The following is a 16,038-nucleotide window of genomic DNA, read 5'->3' as shown; positions in this document are numbered from 1 at the left end:
CCCCGAAGTTCGCAGGCATATGCCCGCGAAGTGGTGCGATTTCCGAGATGGGCCACGATTGTCGGTGGTGCCTGTTTGAATGCTGTTGCGACGCCCGAGCGGTCAGTTGGGGGCTTTGCCGTGCATGCGTCGTGAAGATCCTTTTCTTGAAGGGGGGATGTCATGGCTGGGGGGTTCGACCTGAGGGATGAGCCCTGGGTTCCGGTCCGTCTGCTGACCGGGGAGTCGGCGCGTTTTGGGTTACGGGCGTTGTTCAAGCGCGCCCACGAGATCGCGGACTTGGAGTTGCCGGTGCCGCCGGCGGCGGCCGGTCTGATGCGCATCCTGGCCGTCATGGCGGCCAGGATCGCCACGGACGGCGGAGTACGACTCGATGGCACTGATGACGCCGAGGACACCGATGTCACCGAGGACATCGATGACTGGCTGGCATTACGTCTGCGGGTCCTCAAGGCCGGCTGCTTCGATCCGGATGCGGTGGACGAGTACTTCGACAAGAGGGTGCCGTCGGGCCGGTTCGACCTGTTCGACTCCGCGCGGCCTTTCCTGCAGGACCCGAGGCTGCGTGCGGAGTGCGTGGACGCCAAGGGCGGTCCGAATCCGTCCGGCGTGAACAAACTGGTGATGGGCCGTCCGACGGGCATCAACGGGGCGGTGCTGTTCGGACATTTCACCGACACGGCTCCCGAGCCGGTTCCGGCCGCGGAGGCTGCCTGGCATCTGATCGCGCAGCTGTATTTCGGCCCGTCCGGGCAGTGCACGCCGCGGCGGATCACCAGTGTGCGGACGGGCAGCGGGGATGCGGCGCCGCTGCGGAAGACCGTGTCGTACTTCGCTTGGGCGCCGGACCTGTTCACCACTCTGGTACTGGCGGTGCCGAGCCCACAGGCCGAGGTGGACTGGGAGTCCGATGACACCTGCCCGTGGGAGGAGGATGACCTCGGCGCCCCGTTGCAGCCGCTCCCGCCGATCACGTGGCCGGGCAGGATGCTGACTGGCCGGTTCCGTCATGCCGTTCTGCTGGTGCCGTCGCCGGATGGCCGGTCGGTGACCGACGCCTACCTCACGTGGTCCACGCACGAGCCGCCCCGGCAGGTGCGGGATCCCTTCCAGATCCTGGACCGCAGGAAGGACGGGGAGTTCCAGCCCCGGGAGGCAGACGGAGCCCGGGCTCTGTGGCGGGATTTGGATGCGCTGCTGCTGAAGGACAGCCGACAGGACACCCAGCGGCCGCCGTCCTTGCAAGGACTGCCGCGGACACTGCTGCCTGTTCTGCGGGTGCGCGCCTACGGCTTCGACCAGGACGGCCAGCAGAAGGACAGCGTCTGGTTCCGCTCGACGACTCCGCCGGTCCTGCGGTGGCTGGAGGAGAACGACGCGGATATGGCACACCACATCAGGCGCTGCCACGCCTCGGCCGAGCAGGTCGCCGACCGGCTGGACTGGGCTGCGAAGGTTGCCTGGAAGATCGCCACGGATACCGCCGTCGACCTCTCGCCCAAGGCGAAGATCAAACTCGATGCGCGCAAGCCCGGCCCGTGGGCATCCGCCGCGCTCACCCGGTACTGGCCCACGGCCGAAGAGGAGTTCTGGCAGCTGGCCAAGCCGGAGCGGTGCGCCGATCAGGTCGTCAAGCCGTTCGTCCACGCGGCGATGACCGCGCTTGACGAGACGATCGGCCCGGCGAACCGGGCGGACATCCGGGTGGCGCGCGCCCGTCACCGGGCCCGCTCGCTTCTCCTCGCGCTGCTCGGCCCCAAGCCCGCCTCGGCCGGCTGACGTTCTCGCTCACCGGCTCCCTTCTTCACGCCGGCCGTGTGGTCGGCGCCTTCAGCCCACTCACCATGCCCCTGACCAGGGATTTCTCATGACAGATTCGGTGGCGGCCCCCGCTCCGCCCACGTACGACACATTCGTTTCCTATGTCCACCGTCTGTGCCGGGACAACAGGCAACGGGCCGAGTTGCGCAGAGGTCTGGGCCTGCCGGTCGAGCGGTGCAACTACATGCACCGCTATCTGGTTCCGTGGCTCCGTGACAACGACGACCGCGGTTACGGCGATGTGCGGCGGGCCTACTACGGCGTGGCGTCACTGATCGCGGCGCGCCCGCGCAGTGCCCGCCAGGACAACCCCGAGGACGCCGGCGCCACCGCCTGGCATCAGCGCCCCAACCTGGGGGCCTCACTCGGCCTGGCCGTCGCCAAGGGCGTCTTCAAGCCGAACACGGCGGAGGGTGCCCTGCACCTGATGTCCCGGCAGAGCAGTGACGCCGTCCACCGGAGCCTGCCCGCCTTGCTCGCGCAGCTCACCGGCGGCGGCATCACGGTCGACTGGGCCGTGCTGCTCGAGAACCTGTCCTGGTGGAACCGCGACCGCGACCGCATCGCCACCCGCTGGCTCGACAGCTACTTCCGCACCGACACCGGTGAGCCCGGCCTCATCACCGATCTTCCCGAGGAGAACAAGCGATGACCCTTTACCTGGACCTGAGCGCCCTGCAGTCGGTGCCGGTCGCCAACCTCAACCGTGATGATCTTGGCTCGCCCAAGCAGGTCCGCTACGGCGACGCGCTGCGGATCCGGGTCTCAAGCCAGTCCTGGAAGCGGGTCATCAGGCACGGCGTCGAGCAGGACCTCGGGGAGAAGGCCGCCCGCACCCGTATGGTGCCCGTGAAGGTGCAGCAGGCCCTGCAGAAGGCGGGCTGGCCGGCAGAGCTGGCGGCGTTCGCCGGATCCCAGGTCGCGGCGAGTGCCGGAAAGAAGGGCATCGGCACGGAGAAGGCCGGCCACACCTCGGTACTGCTGTTCCTGCCCGAAGCCGCCATCGAGGAACTCGTCATGGTGTGCACCGAGCACCGGCAGGCTCTGGAGAAGGGCTTGGAGGCTCAGGAGATGGCCAAGGAAAAGACCAAGGCCAAGGGCAAGGGCAAGGAGGGCCCTGGCCAACTGCTGCCCCCGGACCGGATCGAGGCCATCCTCAAGCGGCGCACCGCCTCCATCGGCCTGCTGGGCCGCATGCTCGCCGAACTCCCCGATGCCAACGTGGACGGCGCCGCTCAGGTCGCACACGCTTTCACCACCCACGCGGCCGAGCCGCAGCGCGACTACTTCACCGCGGTTGACGACTGGCTCGGTGAAGCCGAGACCGGCAGCGGCCACCTCGACACCGCAGAGTTCAGCGCCGGGGTGTTCTACCGGTACGCGACCGTCAACATCACCGACCTGCTGAAGAACCTCGAGGGTGATGCCAAGGCCGCCCGGACCGTGCTCGCCTCCTTCGCCGAGCACTTCCTGCTGTCCCTGCCGCAGGCCAAGAAGAACAGCACCGCCCCGCACACCCTCCCCGACCTCGCCTACCTCGCGGTGCGCGCATACCGGCCGCTGTCCCTGGCCGCGGCCTTCGAGACCCCGGTCGCCTCGGACCAGGGCGGTTTCTCCCGGCCGTCCCGCACCGCGCTGGACGCCTACGCCCGCAACATCAACCGCCTGGCCGGCGAGCACAACCGGCGCTTCCACGGACACGCCGTCATCGACCCCGAGGAGGAGTTCACCGGCCTCGGCCAGGCGCACGCCTCCTACCACCAGCTCGTCGAGGCCGCCGTGGACGCCGCCTTCCCCGCCTCCGGCACGGAAGCGGAGGGGCAGCAGTGAGCGGACTGCTGCTGCGGCTGGCCGGGCCCCTGCAGTCCTGGGGTGAGCGGTCGGTGTTCACCCCGGTGCGGGACACCGCCGCCTTCCCGACCCGTTCGGGGCTGATCGGGATGTTCGCCGCCGCCCAGGGAATCGGCCGCGGCGACGGTGGCCTGGACCAATACCAGGACGTGCGGCTCACGGTGCGGGTGGACCGTCCCGGCGTGCGGCTGGTGGATTACCACACGGTCGGCGGCGGCTTCCCCAAGGCCCGCACCGCCGCCACCAGCGGTGGCGGCAACAAGGGCGCGGCCGTCGTCACCCGCCGCCACTACCTCGCAGACGCGGTGTTCGTCGTCGCCGTCACAGCACCCGACGACACGGTCGAACAGCTCGCCCAGGCGCTGCGCCGCCCTCACTGGGCGCCCTACCTCGGCCGCCGCTCCTGCGTACCGGACGAGCCGTTCCTCCTGCGCAGCCACATCGACGACCCGGAGAGGGAACTGCGCACCGCGGTCCCCCTCAGCCGCACCTCGTCGCGCCAGGAGGAAGGCGACACCATCGCGGTGGAGTTCCTCCACGAACAGCCGCCCCCCGGCGCGGCGGCCGATGTCATCGACATCAACGACGTCCCGGTGAGCTTCGCCCAGGAAGGACGTACTCACATCGGCCGTCGCCTTTATCGCACCGTGGAGCCGGTGCGCCGAGACCTGGCGGGCCCTCAGCACACCCTGCTCACGCGCCTGATCGACTACGCCCACGCCGAGGAAAGCGCATGAACGACCACCCGGTGATCGCCCGGATCCGCCTCAACCCCTACAGCCGCGAGGTGCAGAGGGACCTGCGCGACGCCACCCAGATGCACAAAACGGTGATGCGGATGGTCCCAGACGGCCTCGGCGGCTCCCCGCGCCAGCGGGCAGGCGTCCTCTACCGCCTGGACGAGACCGACACCTCCAGCACCCTCCTGGTCCAGGCCGCCCAGCTCGCTCCCTCCCTCCTGCCCAGCGGATACGGGCAGGCCGAGACCAAGAGCCTGGCACCGATGCTGACCGCGCTGCGCAAAGGACTGGCCGTGCGCTACCGCATCGTCCTCAACCCCGCCAAACGCGAACGGCTCTCCCTGGAGGACAAAGGAAAACGCGGCCGCATCGTGCCCCTGTCCGGCGCGGACGCCGACCAGTGGTGGCTGCGCCGCGCCACCGACGCCGGCCTGCAGCCACACGTCCTGACGCCCACCGCCATGCAGCCGGTCCGCCCCCGAGGACAGAACACCCCCAGGATGAGGCACAGCCTCATCCGCTACGACGGAACAGCCACCATCACCGACCCCGACGCTCTGCGCGACGCCGTGCTGAACGGCATCGGACGCGGAAAACCCTACGGTGCCGGACTCCTCAGCCTGGCCCCCGCCACCGCCGCATGAGCGCACCGAAAAGGGGAGGCGACGCGCGCCGACGCCTCGCCTCCCCCACCCTCGCCATGCTGCCCAGAGTCGCCGACTCCCTGTCCTTCCTCTACCTGGACATGGTCCGCGTCGTCCAGGACGACACCGGAGTCTGCGCCCAGATTCAGGTCGACCCCCAGCGCACCGACCTCGTCTACGTACCTACCGCAGCCCTCTCCTGCCTCCTGCTCGGGCCCGGCGTCTCCATCACCACGCCCGCGCTGACCACCCTGGCCCGGCACGGAACCAGCGTCGTCTGCGTCGGCGCCGGAGGCGTACGCGCCTACGCCGGAATCCTCCCCGACTCCCTCACCACCCACTGGCTCGAGCAACAGGTCACCTGCTGGTCCGACCCCGCAAAACGTCTCGACATCGCCATCCGCATGTACAAGAGGCGCTTCAAGGACGCCGACCTCCCCCAGAACATCACCCTGGAGCAGGTGCGCGGCATGGAAGGCCAACGCATGAAAGCCTTCTACAAGATCCTCGCGGAACAGCACGGCATCGGCCGCTTCCGCCGCAACTACCGCCCCGACCAATGGGACTCCCAGGACCCCGTCAACCTGGCCCTGTCCGCCGCCAACACCTGCCTCTACGGCATCGTCCACGCAGCCCTGCTCGCCCTCGGCCTCTCCCCGGCCCTCGGATTCGTCCACGCCGGCACCCAGCACGCATTCGTCTACGACATCGCCGACCTCTACAAAGCCGAGACCACACTCCCCATCGCCTTCGCCCTCCACAACTCCACCAACCCCGAACAGGAAGCCCGCCGCCGTTTCCGCGAAGACCTCCGCCTATTGCGGCTCCTGCCACGCATCGTCCGCGACGTGCAGAACCTGCTGACCCCCGGCACCAACGCCGTCAACGCCGAGGCGTGGGAGGGCGACGAGGAGGAACGGTCCGAACGACGCGACACCCAGATGGTCCACCTCTGGGACCCCAAAGCCGGCGTCCTGCCCGCAGGCGTCAACTACGCAGCCGGAGGCGCCTGATGGCTTCCATGCTGGTGATCGCCACCACCGCCGTCCCCGACCACCTCCGAGGCGCCCTCAGCCGCTGGACCAGCGAGGTCGTCCCCGGCATCTTCGTCGGCAGCGTCTCCGCCCGCGTCCGCGACGAACTCTGGCAAGCCGTCACCCAAACCGTCGGCAACGGCGCAGCCGTCCTCGTCCACCCGGCCCCCACCGAACAGGGCTACACCATCCGGACCGCAGGCACCCGCCGCCGCGTCCCCGAGGACTTCGACGGGCTCACCCTGATCCGCATGACCGCACCACCAAAAGTCAAAGAAATGCAAAGCCCCTCTTAAAGTGCAGGTCAGGAAGAGTCCTCCCCGCCGACGCGGGGGTGTTCCGATCTGCGAGGACGGGTATGCGGCGTTGCCCGGGTCCTCCCCGCCGACGCGGGGGTGTTCCCACGATCGTCCCGGCCGTGAACAGGTGGGCTAGGTCCTCCCCGCCGACGCGGGGGTGTTCCGCCGGGGTCCGTCGCCCTCAGCGTGGGACGCTGGTCCTCCCCGCCGACGCGGGGGTGTTCCGATGGCCACGGTTCCTGCTCTGCCCTGAACCGGGTCCTCCCCGCCGACGCGGGGGTGTTCCGTCCTGCTTGGCTTTGGTGGAGGCGTGGTTGGAGTCCTCCCCGCCGACGCGGGGGTGTTCCGGGGTTGGTCAAGGGGGTGCCGCCGTGCAATCCGTCCTCCCCGCCGACGCGGGGGTGTTCCGTTCTCTGACTTCGACCTGGCCGGGTGGCGGCGGTCCTCCCCGCCGACGCGGGGGTGTTCCGGTGACGGTCTCGCCGGGCTCGGCGTCGTCGGCGTCCTCCCCGCCGACGCGGGGGTGTTCCGCACGCCTGCGCCATCGCCTTGCTGGATCATCCGTCATCCCCGCCGACGCGGGGGTGTGCCGGCGATCAGGTTCCGCACCGTCACCACCAACCCGTCCTCCCCGCCGACGCGCGGGGGTGTTCCGGAGCTGATGGAGGACCTGAACCGCTTTCTCGGGTCCTCCCCGCCGACGCGGGGGTGTTCCGTCGTTCTCGCTGAACACCGTCCCGCACGAGGCGTCCTCCCCGCCGACGCAGGGGTGTTCCGACCGGATGGGCGAAGCGGCAGACCCCGACTCCGTCCTCCCCGCCGACGCGAGGGTGTTCCGTGGGACGACCGCGACGACACCAGTCGCCTGCGGTCCTTCCCGCCGACGCGGGGGTGTTCCGGACAGATCAACGGTCTGATGGACGCCTCTCGGGTCCTCCCCGCCGTCGCGGGGGTGTTCCGGTACCGGGGACGGTGAAGCACATTCCGTCGTGGTCCTTGCGCCGACGCGGGGGTGGCCCGGCCAGGTAGTTGGTGGTGGTCGCCTTGGTGGAGTATTCCCCACCGAGGTGAGAGGTTCTCCGCCCTTCGCAACTCCCGTCACAGTTGAAGGCCGTCCGGGTCCGAGGCGACGGCCCATCAGGTCGCAGACGTCGCACACAGCAGCCTGAAACCGATGGTGGACGATCACCCCCATGCCGGACGACACTTCAAGCCCTGCACGCCGACAAGGCGCGTAACCGACCCGACCTGCGAAAAGGGTCACAGCGAACGCATCGGAGCGCGAATCGCCCGCAAGGACATGCGCAAGCCGCAGCGCCCGGCCGAGCGAATGCACGACCGGGCGCTGCGGTGCCGCGAGAGGACTGCAGACGGCCGCGTCCTTACAGCAACGTGCCCTGCTCATAGTGGTCTGCCAGCCGGCCCAGCTCGCGGACTTCGTCGCCCGTGACGTCCTTCCACCACTTAGCGAAGATACGGCGGTGACACCACTGCGCCGGGTCCGTCAGGTCCTCAAAGCAGAGCAGGACCAGCCTGTGTTCCTTCTCCGTCTCGGCTATCTCCTGCAGCCGCGCCGCGATCCATGTCGCTCCGAGACGGTCCAGGTCCGCGCGGTAGGCCGAAGTGAACTCCGGCAGAGGCTTGGAGAAATACTCCTTCCGAGGCGCCAGTTCCCGCACTACGTGCCTGAGCTGATAGGCGAGCCGGGAACGGGGAGCCCCCAGCGTGATACGCACCGGCACTCCCTGCGGGGGCTGGTACGCCTGATAGCGGTTAGTGAACAGGGTGAGCACGCAGCTGCTTCCTTTCGTACGTACTGCTCAACGGTTGGGCCTGCGGACGCCTACGCCAACGGCCCGGGTCTCAGGTGCCACCCGCTCAGGGCCGTATGGGCCAGCCCGACGCCGAGTCCACAGGGCCCTACGGACTCGGCTCGACTGACCAGCACCCACACAAGGGGAGGAGCACACACAGAGGGCGTGGCCGGATAACTCCGACCACGCCCTTCGTCGTGCGGGGAAAAGGCGCCGCCACTGCCGCGCCTCTCACCTCCTCACTGCGCCGGTGTCGCCTCCGGCTCCTCGGCCACCGGCTTGACCTCCGACGTCTTCTGCGCGGCCACCTTCCGGGGGGTGGTGGTCGCGGCCGGGCGAGCCTTGGGCTTCGTTGTCGCCTTCTTGGCAACAGGCTTGGCGTCGGTCTTCTTGGTGCTGGCCGCCCTGCCCTCGGCCTCCTCGACGGCCTTGGCCTTCGCCTCCTCGGCCTCCTTAGCCTCCTTCTGGACCTCCAGCGCCTTGCGGTTGAAGTCCGCCTCCATCGCACGCTGGATGCCCTGGGCCTTGCTCAGCAGGTTGCGGACCAGCTGGACCCGGCTGTAGAGCTTGCCGATGACCTTCACCTGACGGGTGAGGTCGTCGCCGAGAATGACGGCCAGGTCCTCCGGCTTCTTCTCGGCCAGCTCCTCCAGAAGGGGCAGCAGGACCTCCTCGGCCTTGCCGAGTCCATCCTTGGCCTTCGCCTTCTGGGCCTTGCGAGTCTCCTGCCTCTCGGCGTCGGGGGTCTGCTCGCCGGTCAGGGACGTCTGCAGGCGAAGGACCATGGAATTCGACCGACCGGATCCCCGGGTTCCCCCCTTGTAGCCGAACCGCAGGGCCTCGCTGCCGAGATCCTGTTCCAGCGCAAGGTCGCCCGCGCCATCAACGATTCCCCACCGTCACGGCCGTCCTCATCCGTACACTGCACAGCCGCCCGACCACGCAGGAGCCCACGTGATACCCCTTCTCCCGGCAGGACACCTCCCCCAGCCCTTCGACGCCGCCTTCCTCGACAACCCCTATCCGCGGTACGCACAGCTTCGTGAGGAAAGCGCCGTACACCGGGTCGCGCTCCCGGACGGCTCACCGATCTGGCTCGTGCTCCGGGAAGAGGACGTACGTGCCGGGCTCACTGATACACGGTTGTCAGTGAACAAAGCGCACTCCGGGACCGGGTACAAGGGCTTCTCCCTCCCGCCGGCCCTGGACGCCAACCTCCTCAACATCGATCCGGAAGATCATCAGCGCCTGCGCCGCCTGGTGTCTAAAGCGTTCACCGCGCGCCGGGTCGAGGGTATGCGGGGAAGCGTCCAGGCCGCGGTCGACCGCCTCGCAGATGATCTGGCCGGCCAAGGGGGCGGAGACCTCGTCTCCGCCTTCTCCCTCCCCTTACCGCTCAGGGTGATCGGCGACCTGCTCGCCGTGCCCGAGGCCGACCGGCGCCGCTTCTCCACATGGGTGAGCAATATGCTCACACCCGAAAGCCCCCGCCAGATCAAAGACGCCGTGGAGAACATCCACGCCTTCCTCCTGGACCTCGTCGCCACCCGGCGAAGGGCCCTCGGCGACGACATGCTCTCCGCACTCATCGCTGTCCGAGACGAAGGCGACCAGCTCACCGAAGACGAACTCGTCTCGCTCGCCTTCTTGCTCCTCATGGCCGGGAGCGAGAACACCCAGCATCTGATCAGTGCCGGCCTGGTCACCCTCTTGCAGCACCCGGACCAGGTCGCAGAGCTACGCGCTGATCCCAGCCTGCTGTCCGAAGCCGTCGAGGAGCTGCTGCGGTACGCGCACCCCAATCAGATGGCCATCCGGCGCTTCCCCACCGAACCCATAGAGATCGGCGGCACACAGATCCCCGCGGGGGACACCGTCATGCTCTGCCTGGCCTCTGCCCACAGGGATCCTGCGCGATACCCCTCCCCGGACGAGTTCGACATCCACCGCCAGGACAAGGCACATCTGGCCCTCGGCCAGGGAATGCACTACTGCCTTGGTGCACCGCTGGCCCGCATGGAGATCCAGATCGCCCTCCACACGCTGCTCCGCCGGTTCCCCCGGCTGGATCTCGCCGTTCCCCCTGAGCAGCTCCCGTGGCGCGTCTCGTTCCGCTCACGTGCTCTCGAGGCGGTCCCCATCACCCTGCGGTGACGGCACTGTCCCCTGGAGAAGGTTCCACTTCCGCCATCTTGCCCTGAACGGATGAACGGGAGTCCCCGCGTCGGCGCGGCGGCTCCCGTTCTCGCGTCTGCGCAGGTCAGGATGGTTCTGCCCGCGTAGTGTGCCGGTGGGGCGGGTGGGACTCGAACCCACGGCCGACGGATTATGAGTCCGCTGCTCTAACCGGCTGAGCTACCGCCCCGTAACGGCGCGTCGTACACATCTGCGTGCGCCGTCTGCCGCAGCATAGCCGCTCATACGATCTGCTGCTTCGGAGGACCGGCGCTGAGCGCCTCCACGGCTTCGATCATGACGTAGATCACGCCCGCGGGGGTCCGGAAATGAAAAAGGACCCCTCAAGGGGTCCTCCTCCCTGCTCCCCCGACTGGACTCGAACCAGTAACCCTCCGGTTAACAGCCGAATGCTCTGCCAATTGAGCTACAGGGGACCGAGCTCCCCCGACTGGACTCGAACCAGTAACCTGCCGGTTAACAGCCGGCTGCTCTGCCAATTGAGCTACAGGGGATTGCTCCGTGTGCCGCGACCGCGACCCCGTCCGGGGCTCCCGGACGGCGTGCGCTCGCTGCGACACATACATTAGCGCAAGCAGGGGGGTGCTCCGCCAATCGGTATCGCCGCGTCCCCCTCGGGCGTCGGGCGTTCCTCGGCCGATCAAGGGATGATCTTCTACGTGATCGTGGGTGATCTGCCGCGCGGGCGGGTAGGCGTGCGGCACGACCCCGGGGTCCAGACGTGAAGGACAGCGAGAAGGGCAGGTCGATGCGCTACCGGCTGACGTTCATCACCGGGTTGGCTGTGGGTTACGTACTGGGCACGCGAGCCGGCCGGGAGCGGTACGAGCAGCTGCGCGCGGGTGCGCAGAAGCTCGCACGGAACCCGGCCGTCCGCAATACCGCCGAATCGGCCGCGCTGGGAGGCCGGCAGGCCGCCGCGAAGGCGCTGGACAAGGTGCGGCCGCTGCGCGAGAAGATCGGGCAGCGCGAGGGCCGCACGGCGACGGAGGACGACTGGGGCACCAGCAACACCTGACGGCGGCGGTGGCATGATCTGATCCATGGGGATAGTCGCCGGGTTGGACAGTTCGTCCGACAGCACACGAATCGTCGTCTGTGACACCGATACGGGTGCCGTGATCAAACAGGGGTACGCCCCGCATCCGGTCGGCGGCAGCGGCGATGTGGATCCGCAGGCGTGGCTGATGTCCCTCGGCGAGGCCGCCGAGGGCGGGCTGCTCGAAGGGGTCCAGGCCATCGGCGTCTCGGCGCAGCAGCACGGGCTGCTGGCGCTGGACGCGGGCGGGGTGCTGGTGCGCCCCGCGCTGATGGGCAACGACAAGCGTGCGCAGTCCGCGGCCGCCGACCTCGCCGAGGCGCTCGGCGGCCGCACCGCGTGGGCCCAGGCGGTCGGCGCCGTGCCGACCGCCTCGCAGCCGGTGGCCAAGCTGCGCTGGCTGGCGCGGAACGAGCCGGAGGCGGCGCACCGCGTGGCCGAGTTGATGCAGCCGCACGACTGGCTGGTGTGGCAGCTGTTGGGACGGCCGGTGCGGCGTACGACCGACCGCGGTACGGCCTCCAGCAGCGGCTACTGGTCGGCGGCGGCCGGCTCCTGGCGCCCCGACCTGGTCGAGCTGGCCCTCGGGCACCAGGTGCGGCTGCCGGAGGTCATCGGCCCGGCCGACGCCGCCGGGCACACCCCCGAAGGGCTGCTGATCTCCGCCGGGACGGGCGAGACCATGGCCGCCGCCTTCGGGCTGGGGGTCGGGCTCGGCGACGCGGTGATCTCGCTGGGCGCCTCCGGCTCGGTCTTCTCCATCCACCATGAGGCGCTGGCCGATCCGACCGGCACGATCCTGTCGTACGCGGACGCCACCGGGATGCACCTGCCGGTGGTGCACACGCTCAACGCGGTACGGACGCTGCGCGGTACGGCGGAACTGCTCGGCACCGATCTCGAGGGGCTCTCCGCGCTCGCGATGAAGTCCACCCCAGGGTCGTACGGGCTGGTGCTGCTGCCGTACCTGGAGGGCGAGCGGACCCCGCACCTGCCGCATACGGCGGGCACGCTGACCGGGCTGCGGCGCGAGTCGATGAAGCCCGAGCATCTGGCGCGGGCCGCGTTCGAGGGGATGCTGTGCGGGCTCGCGGACGCGCTGGACGTACTGCGCGGACGCGGTGTCCAGGTGCGGCGCGTCTTCCTGCTCGGGCCCGCGGCCGATCTTCAGGCGGTCCGCGCGATCGCGCCCGCGCTGCTGGGCGCGCAAGTCGTGGTGCCCCAGCCCGCCGACTACGCCGCCCTGGGCGCCGCCCGCCAGGCCGCGTGGGCGCTGGGCGTCTCGCACGGCACCCAGTCGCCGCACGAACCGCCGCGCTGGCCGGCCGCGGCGAGCCAGGTCTTCGAACCGGGCGACGACCTGCCGGTGGGGCAGGCGGTGCGGCAGCAGTACGTGGCGGTGCGGGAGCAGACCCACCCCGGCGCCTTCGAGTCCGGGACGGTCGAGTCCGGCGCCTTCGAGTCCGGGACCGTCGGGTCCGGGACCGTCGAGCCGGGAGGCCAGGAGGCCGCCGGTGGCGCCGGTGGGTACGGGGTGGGAAGCCAGGTGCCCGCCGGTGGCGCCGGTGGGTACGAGGGCGGCGGCTCGGTGAACCCCGGAGGGTACGGGGAGGCTGGTGGGCTCGTGGCCGGTGGGTACGAGGCCGTGTGAGGCCCGGAGGCGGTACTGAGGAGGTCCGGAGGAGGTCGAGGTCGAGGTCCCTCTGAGGCAGCGGGGCGGGGCGGAGGGTCGGCCCGGCCTGCGGGGGTGGGGGCGGCACGTTGGTCCGGACAGCCGTTGGTTCGCGGTCCGCACAGCCGCTGGTCCGCCCAGTCCGCATGGCCGCTGGTCCGCCCCGTCCGCGCGGCCGCCGGTCTGCGCAGTCCGCACAGCCGCTGGTCCAGGCAGCCGCTAGTCCAGATAGCCGCGGAGCTGATCGGCGAAGGCGTGGTCGCGGAGCTTGTTGAGCGTCTTGGACTCGATCTGGCGGATCCGTTCCCGCGTCACCCCGAAGATCCGGCCGATCTCCTCCAGCGTGCGGGCGCGGCCGTCGGCCAGTCCGTACCGCAGCTGCACCACCTTGCGTTCGCGTTCGCCGAGCGTCGACAGCACGGCCTCCAGATGTTCGCGGAGCAGCAGGAAGGCCGCGGACTCCACCGGTGAGGCGGCGTCGCCGTCCTCGATGAGGTCGCCGAGGGCGACATCGTCCTCCTCGCCCACCGGCGCGTGGAGGGACACCGGCTCCTGGGCCAGCCGCAGCACCTCGCTCACCCGCTCCGGGGAGAGGTCGAGATGGGCGGCGACCTCCTCCGGGGTGGGTTCGTAGCCGCGCTCCTGGAGCATCCGGCGCTGGACCCGGACCACCCGGTTGATCAGCTCGACGACATGCACCGGGACCCGGATCGTGCGGGCCTGGTCGGCCAGGGCGCGGGACATGGCCTGGCGGATCCACCAGGTCGCGTACGTCGAGAACTTGTATCCGCGGGCGTAGTCGAACTTCTCCACCGCGCGGATCAGCCCGAGATTGCCCTCCTGGACCAGGTCGAGCATGGTCAGCCCACGGCCGATGTAGCGCTTGGCGACGGAGACCACCAGACGCAGGTTGGCCTCGATCAGCCGACGCTTGGCCATCCGGCCCAGGACCACCAACCGGTCCAGGTCCAGGGCGAGTTGGGTGTCGAGGTCGGAAGCGGTGCCGAGTTTCTCCTCGGCGAAGAGGCCCGCCTCGACCCGGCGGGCCAGCTCGACCTCCTCGGCCGCGGAGAGCAGCGGTATCCGGCCGATCTCGCGGAGGTACTGGCGGAAGAGGTCGGCGGAGGGGCCGCTGGTCTCGGCGCGGGCAGGCGGCTCGACGGGCTCAATGGGATCGACGGACTCGATGGGCTCCATGCGCTCGACGGACTCGGCGGGCTCTACGGACTCGACGGGTTCCGCTTCGGGGCCTCTGCCGGGTGCGGGGCCGGACGCAGGGTCGGGTACCAGGTCGGCCGTGGGGTCCTGCGCGGCGTCCGGACCGTCGTCCGGCGAGTCCTCCGGGGTGAGGGCCACCGGGTCCTCGAGCACGGCCGACGTCACCGGCGCGGCGCCGGGCGGGTGGGGCGACAGGGGGTGCGGCGCCGCGGGGGCCGCGTCGGTGAGGGTCTGGGTCTGCACGGGGGCGACCTCCAGGGTGATCGCTGCTGAGGGGGCAGAACGATCGGGTACGGCACGGCGGCCGCGCCGCCGTCCGTCCCGTACGTCATGAGCGGATCTGCGGGGGATTCCGGCCCTACCCGGCCACCACCGCCGCGCTCCGAGGACTCAGGCACCGCCCCCAGTGTGGAGTACGACACAGGCCTGCCACGAGGGGCGTGCGGGCACTTTTTGCTCAGCGGGCCGTGACCGTACGACTACCCGGCGGCTACAGCCTCCCCTCCGGAGCGCCCGCCGGGACCCGAACGGGCTGGCCGGAACCGCTCACCGGCCCTCACCCGGCCCTCATCCGGCCCTCACGGCCTGCCCTGGCCAGTCTCAATGGTCCTGGCTGTCCTCGCGGCCCTGGCCGGGTCCGACTGCCCTGGCTGCCTCGCGGCCCTCATGGCCCCACGGGTCCGGACTGCCCGGCGGATTCACAGGGCCTGTCCCCCACGGCCTGGCCAGTCCCGACTGCCCTGACTGCCTTCACGCCCTGGCCCCACGAGTCCGGACTGCCCGGCGGATTCACAGGGCCCCTGCCCCCACGGCCTGACCGGAACAGCCCTGGCTGCCCGCGCGGCCCTGGCCCCACGGGTCCGGACTGCCCGGCAGGTTCACGGGCCCCTCCCCCACGGCCCGGCGCCGGAACCGCCCTGGCTTCCCTCACAGCCCTGGCCCCACGGGTCCGGACTGCCCGGCGATTCACAGGGCCTGTCCCTCACAGCCCTGGCCGGTCCCGACTGCCCTGACTGTCCTCGCGGCCCTGGTCGGTCCCGACTGCCCTGGCCGGTCTCAACGGCTCCGGCTGTCCCGCGGCCCTGGCCGGTCCCCCACGGCCCTCACTGCCTCGCGGCCCTCATGGCCTGACCGCCTTCGGCTCCGCCCGCCGCGCCCGCGCTCCCCCTACAGCGCCGCCGCGCCCCGGTCCCGGAGGGACTGGCCGTACTGCTGGAGCACCCACAGCTCGTTCTGCACGGCGGCGAGGTGGGCCGGGTCCGCGTGTGGCCCCAGGCGCTGGAGGGTGCCCCGCACCTCGGTCACGCGCTGGTTCACCGCGGCCAGCCGTACGGCCACCAGCTGCACGCCCGCGTACGCCTCGTCCGGGTCGCGGCGGGTGTGCGGCGGCTCGACGGCGAGTTCGGTGACCATCGCCCGGACCGTGTCGTCGGGCGCCGCCTCCCGGACCCGGGCGAGATAGTCGGCGTCGGCGGCGGTCACACCGCCCGCGTCCTCGATGGCGCGGCGCACCGCCGCGTACGGCGGGGCGGTGAACTCGTCGATGCCGTAGGCGTCGAAGGCCGGGGCGACCAGCTCGGGGCGCTGGAGGGCGAGCTTGAGCAGTTCGCGCTCGACGCGGTGGGCGGGGCTGCGCAGATTCAGCGCGGGCCCGCGCGGGGCCGACGGCGCGCCGCCGGGGCCGGGGCCGCCCGGACCGCCCTGTTGGCC

At 70.4% G+C, this 16,038-nt stretch carries 14 protein-coding genes, 3 tRNA genes and 2 CRISPR repeat arrays; of the genes, 10 read left to right on the top strand and 7 right to left on the bottom strand.

Going from position 1 to position 16,038, the window contains the following annotated elements; translation table 11 throughout:
- The first annotated feature begins 162 nt into the window (after positions 1 to 162).
- The 7 genes from casA to cas2e all read left to right on the top strand — a co-directional run bounded on the left by casA (position 163) and on the right by cas2e (position 6,386).
- Positions 163 to 1,779 carry a type I-E CRISPR-associated protein Cse1/CasA gene (gene casA, locus AXW62_RS17050; RefSeq protein WP_060945277.1) on the top strand — a complete coding sequence of 539 codons (1,617 nt, stop codon included), beginning with the start codon at positions 163 to 165 and terminating at the stop codon, positions 1,777 to 1,779.
- An 88-nt stretch (positions 1,780 to 1,867) separates the two neighbouring features.
- Positions 1,868 to 2,473, top strand: a complete 606-nt coding sequence (gene casB / locus AXW62_RS17045; protein ID WP_107406305.1) for a type I-E CRISPR-associated protein Cse2/CasB — start codon at positions 1,868 to 1,870, stop codon at positions 2,471 to 2,473.
- The gene (gene cas7e, locus AXW62_RS17040; RefSeq protein WP_060945276.1) at positions 2,470 to 3,651 is read left to right on the top strand and encodes a type I-E CRISPR-associated protein Cas7/Cse4/CasC; all 1,182 of its coding nucleotides are present in this window, start codon (positions 2,470 to 2,472) and stop codon (positions 3,649 to 3,651) included. The genes casB and cas7e overlap by 4 nt, the downstream gene beginning before the upstream one ends.
- Entirely contained in the window at positions 3,648 to 4,409 is a 762-nt protein-coding gene (cas5e, locus tag AXW62_RS17035; protein ID WP_060945275.1) for a type I-E CRISPR-associated protein Cas5/CasD, read from the top strand. The genes cas7e and cas5e overlap by 4 nt, the downstream gene beginning before the upstream one ends.
- Entirely contained in the window at positions 4,406 to 5,056 is a 651-nt protein-coding gene (gene cas6e / locus AXW62_RS17030) for a type I-E CRISPR-associated protein Cas6/Cse3/CasE (protein ID WP_060945274.1), read from the top strand. The genes cas5e and cas6e overlap by 4 nt, the downstream gene beginning before the upstream one ends.
- Before the next feature lie 56 nt (positions 5,057 to 5,112).
- On the top strand, positions 5,113 to 6,069 hold the full coding sequence (gene cas1e, locus AXW62_RS17025; RefSeq protein WP_060945273.1) for a type I-E CRISPR-associated endonuclease Cas1e: 957 nt from the start codon (positions 5,113 to 5,115) through the stop codon (positions 6,067 to 6,069).
- Positions 6,069 to 6,386, top strand: coding sequence for a type I-E CRISPR-associated endoribonuclease Cas2e (cas2e, locus tag AXW62_RS17020; protein ID WP_060945272.1), 318 nt, complete (start codon positions 6,069 to 6,071; stop codon positions 6,384 to 6,386). Before cas1e ends, cas2e begins: the two co-directional genes overlap by 1 nt.
- Positions 6,387 to 6,403: 17 nt before the next feature.
- Positions 6,404 to 6,981: a CRISPR direct-repeat array (repeat unit 29 nt; unit sequence GTCCTCCCCGCCGACGCGGGGGTGTTCCG).
- Between the two features lie 94 nt (positions 6,982 to 7,075).
- A CRISPR array of direct repeats spans positions 7,076 to 7,349; the repeat unit is 29 nt; unit sequence GTCCTCCCCGCCGACGCGGGGGTGTTCCG.
- A 422-nt stretch (positions 7,350 to 7,771) separates the two neighbouring features.
- Here the strand turns inward: cas2e and AXW62_RS17015 are convergent.
- On the bottom strand, positions 7,772 to 8,182 hold the full coding sequence (locus tag AXW62_RS17015) for a DUF488 family protein (RefSeq protein ID WP_060945271.1): 411 nt from the start codon (positions 8,180 to 8,182) through the stop codon (positions 7,772 to 7,774).
- A 260-nt stretch (positions 8,183 to 8,442) separates the two neighbouring features.
- Positions 8,443 to 8,988: a hypothetical protein gene (locus AXW62_RS17010; RefSeq protein WP_060945270.1), complete on the bottom strand. Its 546-nt coding sequence runs from the start codon at positions 8,986 to 8,988 to the stop codon at positions 8,443 to 8,445.
- 364 nt (positions 8,989 to 9,352) lie between these two features.
- Here AXW62_RS17010 and AXW62_RS17005 point away from each other — a divergent pair, with 364 nt between their 5' ends.
- Positions 9,353 to 10,357 carry a cytochrome P450 family protein gene (locus AXW62_RS17005; RefSeq protein ID WP_306305060.1) on the top strand — a complete coding sequence of 335 codons (1,005 nt, stop codon included), beginning with the start codon at positions 9,353 to 9,355 and terminating at the stop codon, positions 10,355 to 10,357.
- A 137-nt stretch (positions 10,358 to 10,494) separates the two neighbouring features.
- Here AXW62_RS17005 and AXW62_RS17000 read toward each other — a convergent pair.
- From AXW62_RS17000 to AXW62_RS16990, 3 genes are all read right to left on the bottom strand, one after another.
- A tRNA-Ile gene (locus tag AXW62_RS17000) sits at positions 10,495 to 10,568 on the bottom strand.
- A gap of 174 nt (positions 10,569 to 10,742) precedes the next feature.
- Positions 10,743 to 10,815, bottom strand: a tRNA-Asn gene (locus tag AXW62_RS16995).
- 5 nt (positions 10,816 to 10,820) lie between these two features.
- Positions 10,821 to 10,893, bottom strand: a tRNA-Asn gene (locus AXW62_RS16990).
- Between the two features lie 254 nt (positions 10,894 to 11,147).
- Here AXW62_RS16990 and AXW62_RS16985 point away from each other — a divergent pair.
- Positions 11,148 to 11,417: a hypothetical protein gene (locus tag AXW62_RS16985; RefSeq protein ID WP_030826224.1), complete on the top strand. Its 270-nt coding sequence runs from the start codon at positions 11,148 to 11,150 to the stop codon at positions 11,415 to 11,417.
- Positions 11,418 to 11,442: 25 nt separating this feature from the next.
- Positions 11,443 to 13,089, top strand: a complete 1,647-nt coding sequence (locus AXW62_RS16980; protein ID WP_079115657.1) for an FGGY family carbohydrate kinase — start codon at positions 11,443 to 11,445, stop codon at positions 13,087 to 13,089.
- Positions 13,090 to 13,329: 240 nt separating this feature from the next.
- Here AXW62_RS16980 and AXW62_RS16975 read toward each other — a convergent pair whose 3' ends face one another.
- Entirely contained in the window at positions 13,330 to 14,571 is a 1,242-nt protein-coding gene (locus AXW62_RS16975; protein ID WP_060945269.1) for an RNA polymerase sigma factor, read from the bottom strand.
- A gap of 924 nt (positions 14,572 to 15,495) precedes the next feature.
- A partial coding sequence (gene dnaG / locus AXW62_RS16970) for a DNA primase (protein ID WP_502688776.1) occupies positions 15,496 to 16,038 on the bottom strand: 543 nt, incomplete at its 5' end.

The sequence above is a fragment of the Streptomyces hygroscopicus subsp. hygroscopicus genome, from assembly GCF_001553455.1.
Lineage (GTDB): Bacteria > Actinomycetota > Actinomycetes > Streptomycetales > Streptomycetaceae > Streptomyces > Streptomyces hygroscopicus.
Note: the sequence above shows the minus strand (reverse complement) of the source record. Positions and strands in the feature narration are given on the sequence as shown.

What these genes read in the sequence shown, in the direction of transcription:
- AXW62_RS16980 (WP_079115657.1), top strand. Translation starts at nt 11,443, where the DNA reads ATGGGGATAGTCGCCGGGTTGGACAGTTCGTCCGACAGCACACGAATC.
- AXW62_RS16985 (WP_030826224.1), top strand. Translation starts at nt 11,148, where the DNA reads ATGCGCTACCGGCTGACGTTCATCACCGGGTTGGCTGTGGGTTACGTA.
- cas6e (WP_060945274.1), top strand. Translation starts at nt 4,406, where the DNA reads ATGAACGACCACCCGGTGATCGCCCGGATCCGCCTCAACCCCTACAGC.
- cas1e (WP_060945273.1), top strand. Translation starts at nt 5,113, where the DNA reads ATGCTGCCCAGAGTCGCCGACTCCCTGTCCTTCCTCTACCTGGACATG.
- casB (WP_107406305.1), top strand. Translation starts at nt 1,868, where the DNA reads ATGACAGATTCGGTGGCGGCCCCCGCTCCGCCCACGTACGACACATTC.
- cas2e (WP_060945272.1), top strand. Translation starts at nt 6,069, where the DNA reads ATGGCTTCCATGCTGGTGATCGCCACCACCGCCGTCCCCGACCACCTC.
- cas7e (WP_060945276.1), top strand. Translation starts at nt 2,470, where the DNA reads ATGACCCTTTACCTGGACCTGAGCGCCCTGCAGTCGGTGCCGGTCGCC.
- casA (WP_060945277.1), top strand. Translation starts at nt 163, where the DNA reads ATGGCTGGGGGGTTCGACCTGAGGGATGAGCCCTGGGTTCCGGTCCGT.
- AXW62_RS17010 (WP_060945270.1), bottom strand. Translation starts at nt 8,988, where the DNA reads ATGGTCCTTCGCCTGCAGACGTCCCTGACCGGCGAGCAGACCCCCGAC.